12 protein-coding genes and 2 pseudogenes are annotated in these 12106 nt (G+C 46.2%); 7 read left to right on the top strand and 7 right to left on the bottom strand.

Annotated features, from left to right (window positions below; all coding sequences use genetic code 11):
- The 7 genes from WIG73_RS01460 to WIG73_RS01430 form a co-directional block, all read right to left on the bottom strand.
- Entirely contained in the window at positions 1-867 is an 867-nt protein-coding gene (locus tag WIG73_RS01460; protein ID WP_337398981.1) for a hypothetical protein, read from the bottom strand.
- A gap of 4 nt (positions 868-871) precedes the next feature.
- Positions 872-1063 (bottom strand): hypothetical protein, encoded by a 192-nt coding sequence (locus tag WIG73_RS01455; protein ID WP_177679800.1) that lies wholly within the window; start codon positions 1061-1063, stop codon positions 872-874.
- A 16-nt stretch (positions 1064-1079) separates the two neighbouring features.
- Positions 1080-2057 (bottom strand): hypothetical protein, encoded by a 978-nt coding sequence (locus WIG73_RS01450; protein ID WP_337398980.1) that lies wholly within the window; start codon positions 2055-2057, stop codon positions 1080-1082.
- A gap of 52 nt (positions 2058-2109) precedes the next feature.
- On the bottom strand, positions 2110-3768 hold the full coding sequence (locus WIG73_RS01445) for an ABC transporter ATP-binding protein (protein WP_337398979.1): 1659 nt from the start codon (positions 3766-3768) through the stop codon (positions 2110-2112).
- A gap of 34 nt (positions 3769-3802) precedes the next feature.
- Positions 3803-4072: a PqqD family protein gene (locus WIG73_RS01440; RefSeq protein ID WP_177679299.1), complete on the bottom strand. Its 270-nt coding sequence runs from the start codon at positions 4070-4072 to the stop codon at positions 3803-3805.
- A gap of 662 nt (positions 4073-4734) precedes the next feature.
- Positions 4735-6315 carry an ABC transporter ATP-binding protein gene (locus WIG73_RS01435; protein ID WP_337398978.1) on the bottom strand — a complete coding sequence of 527 codons (1581 nt, stop codon included), beginning with the start codon at positions 6313-6315 and terminating at the stop codon, positions 4735-4737.
- Positions 6312-7217 (bottom strand): ATP-binding cassette domain-containing protein, encoded by a 906-nt coding sequence (locus WIG73_RS01430; protein ID WP_337398977.1) that lies wholly within the window; start codon positions 7215-7217, stop codon positions 6312-6314. Before WIG73_RS01430 ends, WIG73_RS01435 begins: the two co-directional genes overlap by 4 nt.
- Positions 7218-7446: 229 nt before the next feature.
- On the opposite strand from WIG73_RS01430, the gene WIG73_RS01425 reads away from it, so the two are divergent.
- From WIG73_RS01425 to WIG73_RS01395, 7 genes and pseudogenes are all read left to right on the top strand, one after another.
- Positions 7447-8880 (top strand): ParB/RepB/Spo0J family partition protein, encoded by a 1434-nt coding sequence (locus tag WIG73_RS01425; protein ID WP_337398976.1) that lies wholly within the window; start codon positions 7447-7449, stop codon positions 8878-8880.
- Between the two features lie 285 nt (positions 8881-9165).
- Complete coding sequence (locus WIG73_RS01420) at positions 9166-9507, top strand: hypothetical protein (RefSeq protein ID WP_157012648.1); 342 nt, start codon at positions 9166-9168, stop codon at positions 9505-9507.
- Between the two features lies 1 nt (position 9508).
- Positions 9509-9874, top strand: a pseudogene (locus WIG73_RS01415) (DNA cytosine methyltransferase); the annotation flags it as partial.
- A gap of 201 nt (positions 9875-10075) precedes the next feature.
- Positions 10076-10591 carry a hypothetical protein gene (locus WIG73_RS01410; RefSeq protein ID WP_337399013.1) on the top strand — a complete coding sequence of 172 codons (516 nt, stop codon included), beginning with the start codon at positions 10076-10078 and terminating at the stop codon, positions 10589-10591.
- On the top strand, positions 10572-11288 hold the full coding sequence (locus tag WIG73_RS01405; protein ID WP_337398975.1) for an antirestriction protein ArdA: 717 nt from the start codon (positions 10572-10574) through the stop codon (positions 11286-11288). The genes WIG73_RS01410 and WIG73_RS01405 overlap by 20 nt, the downstream gene beginning before the upstream one ends.
- A 136-nt stretch (positions 11289-11424) precedes the next feature.
- Positions 11425-11820, top strand: a complete 396-nt coding sequence (locus WIG73_RS01400) for a PcfB family protein (protein ID WP_337399012.1) — start codon at positions 11425-11427, stop codon at positions 11818-11820.
- Positions 11807-12106, top strand: a pseudogene (locus WIG73_RS01395) (type IV secretory system conjugative DNA transfer family protein); the annotation flags it as partial. The gene WIG73_RS01400 and the pseudogene WIG73_RS01395, both read left to right, overlap by 14 nt.

Below are 12106 nucleotides of genomic sequence, written 5' to 3'. Positions count from 1 at the left end.
TCACTCCTGAAATAAAGTATCTTTTACCAAATCGACTGCCTCACGTGAAATGGTGCAGCCTAGTTCATAAACAGGCGTTTTCGTAATAATGTTATTTAAAACTTCCATATGCTTGTCCATTAACGCTTCAAAAACCGGCTTTCTTGTTTCATTCAATAATCTTACTGCAGCTTCTACTGTTGACAGTTTTCGAATTATGTTGGTTTGTGCCTGTTTTAAAAACACAATACCCTTTAGCGGATATTCCCTGTTTTCATTAATTTCGGTCTTGCCGCTCCAGGGCGAGCCACAGGCAAACAAGCTGCCGTCACACTCTCGCACCACCGGCGTATCGTCGTTAAACAGCGTAACGTCGTCACCGTAAAACTGTTTCCAAAGCCCGGCATGGGTCGACTTCCCTGTTTCTGAAGGAGCGGAAAACAAAACGGCTTGTCCCTGATATGCAACAGCCGCCGAATGGAGCACCGCTGCATGGTGTTCGGTCTGACAAAAAGCAAAAATATCACCCAGCACAAAATGCAGAAGATAATCCGTTGTAACATCCAGATGGTCCTTAATATCTACATATTCAATAACAGCGTTTTTACACTGTCTGTCTATGTCGGCTCTGATAAGAGTCGCACGATATTTTGAATACTGTTTTACTGCGGAATACCCTTCGCTGCCCCTGTCAATCCAATACCATGCATCAAGCCGGCGAAAATCTCTTCCCGCCGGCACTACGATGCAGTTATTTTCTTTAAAGTGTATGTTGAGGTCGGCAGACACATTGTCCCCCGCCTCAATTTTGTAATTTTTCATTCTGTGGCTGATGTAGCTGCTGTTTAAGCCTTCCAGCCTTACAATTACACCTGCGATTTTGTACATAAAGTTAGCTGACTACCAGGTCACCGTCTTTTTCAAGACCTGTACCGCCTTCAGAAAGCGCCATGCTAACTAAGCTGCTATTGCTGGCCGCAGCAGATTTTGATGAACCCTTATAAACCGTAGTCGGAACCGCAGCGATATTCTCTTTAAGCTGTAATTCAATTACACTTATGCTTGGTTTTTCATATCTTTTCATTATCTCTACCTCCCGATTACTGTGCTACGGCTGTAACCGTATTAGTGTTAGCAACAATTGTATAACCATACTCTGTCGCGTAATAAATTGCTGTATAATACGGTGTTCCAGCTTTAATGAAATCTGCATTTTCTGTAGCCGTGTCAATCAGCTGAACAGCAAAATAACCATCTGCGTTCTTGCCTTTTGCCTGATACACACCTTCTGAAGGAAGCTCTGTAACATTACCGTCAGTAATTGCCTCTTCAGAAACAATAATGCCGTATACATCAGAGTCTTTAACCTGACCAATGACTGAAAGTTTTCTGTTACCGGCAGCACTTGTTACATCGCCGGAACCTTCCGTAACTTCATCATTTATTCCGTCAGACACGATTGCAGCGCCCTGGATATAAGAGCCTGTGGGGTTTGATACAGTAGCGTCTTTAAGAACAACGTTAAGTGTTGTGTCTGTGGTTACAGCGCCAAGGACAACCGTGAGCGTGCCGTTGCTGTAAGAAGCACTAACAACTGTTGCATCGTTTGATGTAACCGTGTCTAACGCTTTGCCGTCTGGCATTGCATAAGCAAACGTAAATGTTCCGCCCTCGTTTTCTGTCGGAACAACGGACGATTTGTCGCCGCATGTAATTGTGTAGCCTGTAACATCTGACGGTGTTGCTGCTGTTGCCCCTGTGTAGCCAACCTTTACATCACTTTTCAAATTGGCTGCGGCTGTTACATAATTAAATGTAGCAGATCCGGCCGTGCTCGCCGTATCCTGGTCAACATAAACCACATCGCCAGAACTGTTGGTTGCATAGTATGTCACTTCAACCTCGCTACCGGCGTCGGTTACAGTTGCTGTTACTGCAACTTTCTGGTTTTCAGAGCCCTGAACATATGTTGTCGTAGTTGAAATTCCGACAGCACTTGCCCCAACAGCAAAAGAACCAACCAGCGTAACAGCTGCGGTTAAAGCGGCAATCTTTTTGAATACCCCTGTTTTAACCATTTCTTTTCCTCCTTTTATTGCTTATTAAAATTTAAAAGCCGGGGATAATTTATCAAAGCACGTCAAGTGTGCCATCCTGCAAAATATAGGTCTTGTCGCATGCATCCATCACTTCTTTGCGATGTGAAACGACAATACAGGTTTTATCTGTCATCTGTTTTAAGTTAGAAAGCAGTTTTTCTTCCGTGTGAATATCCAAAGAGGAGGTGGCTTCGTCAAGCAGCAAGACAGGGGCGTCATTATAAAGCGCTCTTGCAATTGCGATTCTTTGAACCTGCCCTTCGGACAAGCCGTGGCCTTTTTCACCTAAAACCGTATCAAGCCCCTTTGGCATTTTTTCTACCGCTTCGGAAAGCTGCGCCAGCTTTACCGCACGAAGAACTTTTTCTTCAACAGGGTTTTCATCAGCAAAGGTAATATTGTCGCGAACAGTGCCGGATAAAATCATATTTCCTTGTGGAACATAAGAAAACAGCTTTCTGGTACCGGAGCTAAATGCGATTTCCCCACCGCCGTCAAGCTCAAGGCTAACTGTTCCGCTGTCCGGTTTTATTACGGCAAGAATCAGTTTTGCCAGCGTGCTTTTTCCGGCACCCGAGCTGCCGCACAGCGCGACGAACTCGCCTTTATTAACGGTTAAATCAACATGTTTTAGAACCTTTACTGTGTTATATGAAAAGTCCACATTTTTGAACTTGATACACTTAAAATGATTTAATTCTTCTTCATTTAAAATTGTTTGCGGAACTTCATCTTTTAATTCCTCCAGTTCCATCAGCCGTTCTACCGACGCTAAAACCATAAAATACTGTGGAAACAAAGATGCAAGTTCACGGAACGGCGACTGCAGCTGGCCTACCAAGCCAAGCACGGCTGTTACCGTACCAAACGTGATTAACCCTAAGCTGAGCCGGTAAACACTCCAGGCAAGGGCCGCATAATAGCCTGCTGTAACTGCCAAAAAAAACATTACATTTGCCAAAATTCCAACGGTAGAACGTTTTACGTTCAGCCTGAAATTCTCATACTGGAGTTCTTCTGACTTGCTCCGCATGATTCTTTCCCTGCCAAATGCCTTAATTACCAAAAAGTTTTGAATGGTTTCCTGCAGGAATGAGCGGACCTTACCGTCGCTTTCCCTGCACTTTATATGCAAATCTTTGATTTTTTTTCTATATATATAAGCTGCGAGCAATACCACAGGCCCAAAGGCAAGGCAGGCAATTGCAAATTGCCTGTCCAATGCATACAATGCCACGAAGCTGAAAACAACGGTTGATATCAGCGCAACGACATTTGGAATAATTTCAGTAATTTTCTCTGCAACCAATGAAACATCGCTGATCAGCCTGTTTAAAACCTCACCCGAATGAATTGCGGCAACCTCGCCAAAATCCTTTTTCATCAGCAAATAAAAAAGGTCTGTCCGTATAGACATTGCCAGCTTTCCGCTGGTTTTAATATGTATTCTAATGTATACAACTTGTAAAACAAGCTGAATTCCTAATAAAACACCCAACCGCACCGCGCTGCCGAAAACACTGCCTTCCGTCTGCTTCGTTGCTGTGTCAATCAAGCTTTTTGAAACTAAGGCGAACTGGACGCTGATATAAGAAATGACGGTTACAATTATAATTAAAACAATTAATCTTGGGATATACGAACGAATCCTATTAAAAATCCACTTATTCGAATTCCCGTCCCTTTTCAACGGATAACCCGCCTTTCCAGTGCTTTTTTCGCCGTTATTCGCTGAGAAAACCATGCGACTTTAAAAGGCTGATGAATTCCACAACATCCTTTTCGGCAGTAGCATTGTCAACCGCTTCATACTCAGCCATTAAAGCGCGAACCAAATCTTCTTTCGTTCTGTCCGATTTGAGTTGTTCCCACAAAAATGCCCCGCTCTCATTTAGCGAAACTGCAACTGCAAAATCAACAATATTGTCCCCCGTGGGGACAACAAGATAGTCGTCCACTATTTTTTTTACTAAGAAACCGTCTTTAATCTTCATACTTGCCTCCAATATTAAGGCATAATCATAAGTTCATATTATGATTTAACTAAATTTTAACATACCTCACATAAAAAGTCAAGCATCATTTAAAATATTTTGCAGTTTTATACAATTGCATGTAAAATTATTATTCCCCCATGTTAAACTGCACAAAAAAAATAGAAGCAAAGAAGCGAGTAAACGTTTTTTTGACAAAAAAATGATTAATCCCACTCTAATAAAAATACTTTTTAAAGACATTGCAGATAATGATAAATTCTATAACGAAATTCAGATTGTTATTCTTTAGGAATTATCAATGGGATTGAGGAAGATAAATTTTGTCCTGATGAATCTTTGAATAGAGCGCAGATGTGTCAGATGATTTATAAACTGATTAACAAATTGAGGTATATGAAAAACAATTTAGGGTAGTCATTTGACTACCCTATTTATTACGATTATAAATAATAACGCTTTTTTGTTTTATAAATGAACAAATAAAATATTTGATAAACCGTTTGGTTAACACATTTTTAAGATATAGTTTTTATAACATTTTACAGGAACATTTATCTCCGACGCCGGGTGCCGTAGGTTCAAATCCTATCAGGCGAAAGCCTTGAAACGCGCCAACCATGCTGAGGTTTTTTCTTTGCAAAATCCTCTTTAGCTCCGATTCATATATCTATTAAGCTATTTATATTTATAAAATCTAAATTAGAATGGGAAATTATTATTCTCGTTTTTTGTTGGTCTAAAAGCAAGTTTTTTATTAAAAATCTTCCATTTTCATCTAAAAATTCAAAAGGTTCATCTAAAATAATGATTTCATTATTTTTTAGGAGCAATCTTGCCAGAGATAATTTTTTTTGTTCCCCTCCTGACAATTCTTCTCGTGTTCCTGTAAGAACCCTGCTTTTCATTTCTAAAAGACCAACTTTATTTAAAACAGCAGCTATTTCTGAGTTGTTTGCATTTAAATTAGCTATTCTAACATTTTCATAAAGAGTACCCGGAAACAAATCAGGAAATTGATTCATGATGCCAATTTGATTTCTTAGTTCTTTTACACTAAATGCTTTTAAAGGGATTTTATCAAGATAAAACTCCCCTTTGTCTAAAGTTTCCAGTTGACACAAGAGATTAATTAAAGTGCTTTTTCCCGCACCATTTTGTCCCTTAATGTGGACAAATTCTCCTTTTGAAATACGAAAGCTTAGATCATTAATAATCATTTTTTTAGGAACATATGAAAAAAATCCATGTTTTAAATAAAGTTGGTTCCACTCTTTCGGCAAACATTTTTGATAATTTTTTTCTTTATTCGAGACTAACTCTTCTATTCTTGCAATTGCTTTTGGAATTTGGGCAAAATCTTTTAAGTGACCGCAAATTTGATTTGTCAGTGTTTTAATCGATATGAAATAGGAGTACATGGTAATCATTTCTCCTACCGAGAGATCTCCCCCAAAAAATATTTTCCAAACAAACAGAAAGATTATTCCAAGTAAAAGGATGAGTTCCCGAAAAAAATCCAGACTTTGGATTAAATAAATTTCTCTTTTTAAAATTCTTTGAAATGCTTGAATAAATGAATCGGATAAATATTTGACTTCTTTGCCGCCTATATGAGAGGTATGAAAAAAGGATCTATACTGAATTAAATCCAATCTATCCGAATTGATTTTTTCTTCATAACATTTTCTCTCTTCTGCAAATTTAGCCATTTTATTGGATGGTGTAAAAGTAGAAATGAGTGAAAGCCCCACTAAGAACATCAAAATCAAGGACTGTATAAAGCTCATCTGAAACATGAGTACAACTGTAACAATGAGAGTTGTAAAATAAGCCACGCACCTTGTAGGAGTCATAACGACACTGGTTCGAAAAACAATTGGGTCATACTGAAGTCTTCGTGAAGCGGTGCCAGTAGAAAAAGTTCGCATATCACTGAATTTCTTTTTCATAAACTCACTTAATATAATTTTATCATGAATTAGACCTCGTCTAAAAGAAGCAATGTTTGCCCATAAATCAAGTAGAGGCATTACAAAAATACTAATTACAAATGCCGCCAGCAATTGAATCAACATTGATTTTGCTGAAGTCGTATTATTAACCAAAATATGATCGACAAATTGTCCCATAATATTTGCAATATATACTGAAAAGAACGAAAACAAGAAATAACTTATGTACAACAAGATAGCCGCAGGCCACATTATAATCCAGACTTTTTTTAAATTGTCTTTTTTCAATTTCTCATTTCCTCCTTTTTTACTATCTGTCTTTTCTCGTTTATGACAATGACTTCCCGCGCCAAATATTCTAAACTTTTTTCATGTGAAATTATAAAAATAAGCTTTTTGTCTTTTAGCTCTGTTAGATATTTTTCCAGGATACGAATAGCCTCTTCATCAAGTGAAGATTCAGGTTCATCCAAAAGATAAATGGGATTTGAAGAAGATAAGCAAATGGAAAGCATAATTTTTTTTCGCTGCCCCCCTGATAAATCCTTTAAAGGTTGGCTTAAAAGATTATTTTCTATCTTGAAATCTTTTAAAAGCGACAAAATTTTTTCTTTTCTTTCCGGAAACATTTCAATTAGTATTTTGGAAGACATATTAAGCATAACTGGAGCCTGAGGGCAATATGAAAAGCATTTGTAAGCATTTCTCCTATATATTTTTTGATCGCCATAATTTATTTCACCTTCATTTTTATCTAGTTCCCCTAAAAGCAACAGCAACAAAGTGCTTTTACCAATGCCGTTTGGCCCTTTTATCCAAATAATGCCGGTACCGGATATTTGATAATTAATATTTTCAAAAAAGATTTTATTATTTATTCTATAAGATAATGAACGAATGTTAAATCTATTGGAGGCAGAAAAGGCAGTTTTTTCTAACCTTTCTTTGGTCTCCTTTCTATTATCATAATCTTGCTCGCTGTTATCCCTTGAAATACCTTCAGAAATTCTTTTTATCGCCTCTATATACAGGGATTTTTGAGTTACAATTGTAAAAAAATTTTTAACAAAAGAATAAAAATTGGTTGATAAAGAAATAGATTGTACTGCCATTTCAAAAGTAATCCATTGATACACTAAAAAAAAGCCGATAATAACAGCAAATCCTAACTGCTGAATAAATGTAACCATATGATTAGTTCTTATTAGGAACGCTGTAATATCAAGGCTTTCCGGGGCCTGCAATACCGGAAGAAAATAAAACAGAGCTATCACATTACGCAGAAAGCCGTCCGTTGAGGAAAACGGGCGGCTTTTTTGCGTGGATGGCCCGAAAAGGAGGCGAAAATTTTCAAAAAATAATAGCAAAATTTTCGGAGAAAACTTTGTGCAAAACGATGAAATTTAAGGAGGTTAGCAAATGGCAGAAGAAAAGCGCCCTCTGGAGTCAGAGCCGCAGGCGGCACCGGAGGCCAGTACGCCTGACGTCCCCGGTGCCCCTGCCCCGGACTTGTCGGGCGATATTTCCCAGCCGGTGCATGACGGCCCTGCCCAGCCGGACCCCGGCGACGTGGTGATTTCTTTTGAAAAGATCGACGAGTTATTGAAGGAGCGCCGCGATGCCGCCCGTGAAAAGGTGGAACAGGAATCGCCGCCTGAACCATCGGCTGAAGGCGGCAAAGAGGAAAAAACCAAGCCAGAACCCGAGCAGCCCAAGCCCCGCCGGGGCCGTCCCCCGAAGGAAAAGGCTGTGTCCGAGGACAAGGACACGAAGGCGGCGACGCCCCGCAGGGGCCGCCCACCCAAGGCTGACAAGGCGGCCCCTGACAAGGCCACGCCGCCCAAACCTCGAGACAAAGTGTCCCGAAGCGGCAGCGAAAAAGCTACCGCAGATAAGGGCGGAAGCATTTCCGCCGCTGCTCCCGCGCAGGAGCAGGCTCCGGCAGCGCCGACGCCCCCGCCACGCCCTGTGGAGGAGGGCAAGGTCATCTATCTGAAGCTCTCCGAGCTGCACCCGTTCCATACCTTCCGGGACCACCCGTTCAAGGTGGAGGACAACGCGGCCATGACCGATTTGGTCAGTACCATCAAGGAGCATGGCGTTATGACCCCCGCCACCGTCCGCCCGGAAAAGGACGGCAGCGGCTATGAGATCGTGGCGGGCCACCGCCGCCATCGCGGCAGTGAGCTGGCCGGTCTGGACGAGCTGCCCTGTATCGTGCGGGACATGACCGACATTGAGGCCGTCCGCGAGATGAAAAACAGCAACAAGCAGCGCGGCGATCCCCTGCCCAGCGAACTGGCAAAGCTGCTGGATCTGGAAGTGGAGGCCATCAAGCACCAGGGCGGGCGGCTGGACAATGTAGCCCCCGGCGACATCGGCAAACGCTCCGTTGAGATCGTGGGAGAAAATAACGGCATGAACTATAAAAAGGTCATGCGTTATATCCGGCTCAACTCCCTTGTCCCGGAGCTGCTGAACAAGGTGGATGATAAAAAGCTGGGCTTCATGCCCGCTGTGGAGATCTCCTACATCAAGCCGAAAAACCAGCGGCTTATCGCCGTCTCCATTGACGGCGAGCAGTCCTCGCCCTCCCACGCACAGGCGAAAAGGCTGCGGGAACTGGACCAGGCGGGCAAGCTCAACGGCGACATTATCGACGGAATCTTATCTGAAAAGAAAAAGGAGGATCGCGGCGTGATCATTTCTACTGCGGAACTGGAAAAGTATTTTGGCAAGGAGGTCACTCCCGCCAAGATGAAAGAGCAGATCATCTCTCTGCTGGATGACTGGAAGGCCAAGCAGCCGCCCGAGCTGAGCAAGCCTGAAAAGAAAGCGGATCTGGAGAAGTAAACCTCGAGACAGATTGTCCCGAGGTTTTTTCACGCCCTTTTGCCCGTGGCTCTGCTGGTATATATCCCCCGTCGCCGCCCATTCCCCGGCACGGGCGGGCCGGGCAGTCAAGGGTGCATCGCACCGCCGTTTGCGGCGGCCAGCCCTTGACGGCCTGTCCCGGCTGTGCTAACCCCGGCGGCGCGGCGGGGGCATATATCCTCCAGAGCCACCCCCTTTCCCAAGAATGGGAAAGGGCGGGGGGATAGGGCTGAACACAATTTATAAAATATGGAGGTTCTAAACATGAAACGACCCCTTGCGTATATTACCGCCGCATGGAGCGGCGACGATTGCGAAAACGCGGAACTGGCGGCAAAGTATTGCCGCACCGTCTACAAGGCGGGCTTTTCGCCCATCTGCCCGACCCTGTACCTGCCCCTGATCCTCAACGACGCCATTCCCGAGGAACACAAAGACGGCATCGACATGAGCCGTAACCTGCTGCGCCGTTCCCATGTGCTGGTGGTCTGCGGCCATACCGTCACCGAGGCCATGAAAAACGACATCGCCGTGGCCCAGCGGCTGGGTATCACCGCCACTACCCTTGAAGGCATCCTGACCGTCAAGGGGCAGGGCCGCAAATAAGATGGCGGAGCTTCGGCTGGGCAGCCTGTTTGACGGGATCGGCGTGTTCCCGCTGGCGGCTGTACGCTGCGGCGTCGAGCCGGTATGGGCCAGTGAGATCGAGAAAGCGCCGGTGTCCATCACCAGCCGCCACTTCCCCCACATGGCGCATTTGGGCGACGTGACAAAGCTGGACGGCGGGGCGATCCCGCCCGTCCACGTCATCACTTTCGGCTCACCGTGTCAAAATCTCTCACAGATCGGCAACCGCACGGGCCTTGCGGGGGAAAAATCCAGCCTGTTCTTTCATGCCATCCGCATCATTCGAGAAATGAGGGAGGCGACCAATGGACTGTTTCCAGTTATCGCTGTTTGGGAAAACGTCATGGGAGCGTTTTCTTCAAATGACCGGATGGATTTTAGAGCCGTCCTATCCGCGTTCACAGCCGCCGATGTTCCAATGCCTGCTTCTGGAAGATGGGCAGGAGCCGGCATGGTGCGAGGGGGAGCGCCCGATCTCGCATGGCGGCTCATGGACGCCCAGCATTGGGCAAAGCCCCGGCTGGCACGACGGCAGCGAATCTTTCTTGTGGCAGACTTTGGAGGACGGCGTTCCCACGAAATACTGTTTAAGCCCCGCCCAGTGCAGCCATTTTCTGCGCCTTGCGGAGATCGCGGGCTGTCCTCCCCCTGCGGAGATCGAGGCTCTTTTATTGAAGCAGGGCGGCGCGTACCAGTCACCCGACCCTTTCAATGCTTCCGTATGCGGGCGTCGGCAAAAGAGCGGTCAAGCGAAGCGTTCCGAAACAGCTTTGGACTGCCAACTGACCCTTTTCCCACTCTTTTAGCCAGTGATGTCAGCCCCTTTGCCTTTTGGTATGCGGACGATCCCGCCGGGGGCTGTATCCGTTTCCCCACGGAAACGGAGTGTGAGCGGCTCATGGGCCTGCCGGAAGGCTGGACAAAGTACGGCGTGAACGGTGAGGAAATTTTGTCCTCCCACCGTTACCGTGCGCTGGGGAACGCCATCGCGCTGCCCTGCGCCGAGTACATCATGGCGGGGATCGCGGAGGTTTTGGGAGGAGGTGCTGATCATCATTTTTGAAGCCTATGTGACAAACCTCGGAAAGTACAACGAGGGTGAGCTTTTGAGCGAGCCGCTGAAGTTTCCCACCGCCACCGAGGAGGTGCAGGCGGTGCTGAAGCGCATCGGCGTGGAGGGCCTGCGGTATGAGGAATACTTCATGGCGGAATATGTTTCAGATATTCCCGGCCTTGCGCAAAGCCTTGGTGAATACGCGGACATCGACGAGCTGAACCATCTTGCCCACCTGCTCTCTGAGCTGAATGAAAGCGAGCTGGATATTTTCAGCGCCGCCGTCAGCGCGGGCGAGCACACGGCCAGCGTGGGCGACCTCATCAATCTTGTCCATAACATCGGCTGCTACGATTTCTACCGCGGCATCACCGACGATGAAACGCTGGGACATATCTATGTGGAGGATATGGAAATGCTGGACGTGCCGGAGCCCATTCTGCCCTACTTCGATTTTGAAGCCTATGGGCGGGATGCGCGGATCAATGAAAATGGCCGGTATATCAATGGCGGCTACATGATCCGTTCCGGCGACAGCTTCGAGGAGATCTACCACGGGAAAACGGATATACCCAAAGAGAACCGGGTGTTCGCCTTTCCGCCTGTTCCGATCCGGGAGCAGATGGCGTATTACCAGGAGGCCGCCCGGCGCTGTTTTCCACAGCTATTCAAGGAGCAGCAGAAAAGTAACCGGGAGGAAAGATAACGGCACTTCGGGACAAAGTGTCCCAAAGTGCCTGACGCGGAAGGAGGCGATATAGCTGATCAATGAAGATGTGTCCCAGCGGACGATAGCGATCACGATGCGGGCCACGAAGCTGACCGCCCGTGGCCTTGCCTATGTGCTTCGGCCCATCGGCAGGAAAATCGCCAAGGCATACCGGGCAAGACAGACACCCCACGGCAAGCAGAGCGTCAAAAAGCTCATGGCGCACGGTGCGGCCACCAACAGCGTGGAGATCGAAGCGCCGAAGCTGTTTGACCGCGCCGCCCGGAAATGGGGCATTGACTACGCCTTTTATAAAACAGGGCCGGACAAGTACCTGCTCTTTTTCAAGTCCTCACAGGCGGACGCCATGACCGCCTGTTTTTCCGAATATTCCCGGATGGTGCTGAACAAAGCAAAATCCAACCGCCTACCGATCCGTGAACAGCTCAAACAGGCCGCCGAGGCGCTGGCGCGTCAGCCGGTCCGGGAAAAGGAACGCAGCAAGGAGGTGGGCCATGGTGACAGATAAGCTGCGAAAATATCTGCTGCCCAACATTCCCTATGTGTTCATCGGCTGGGCGTTCCTCAAGCTGGGTACAGCTTATCGTCTGGCTGCGGGCAGCGATTTTGCCCATAAGCTGATCGGGCTGGGTCAGACCATTGGCCCGGTCTTTGCGGATCTCGCCCCCGGCATTGTTCCCTTTGACTGGCTGGTGGGCATCGTGGGTGCGCTGGCGTTCCGGCTGCTGATCTATTTCAAAAGCAAGAACGCCAAAAAGTACCGGCGTGACGCGGAGTACGGCAGCGCCCGTTGG

It is taken from the genome of Congzhengia sp. (genome assembly GCF_037235575.1).
Taxonomy (GTDB): domain Bacteria; phylum Bacillota; class Clostridia; order UBA1381; family UBA9506; genus Congzhengia; species Congzhengia minquanensis.
Note: the sequence above shows the minus strand (reverse complement) of the source record. Positions and strands in the feature narration are given on the sequence as shown.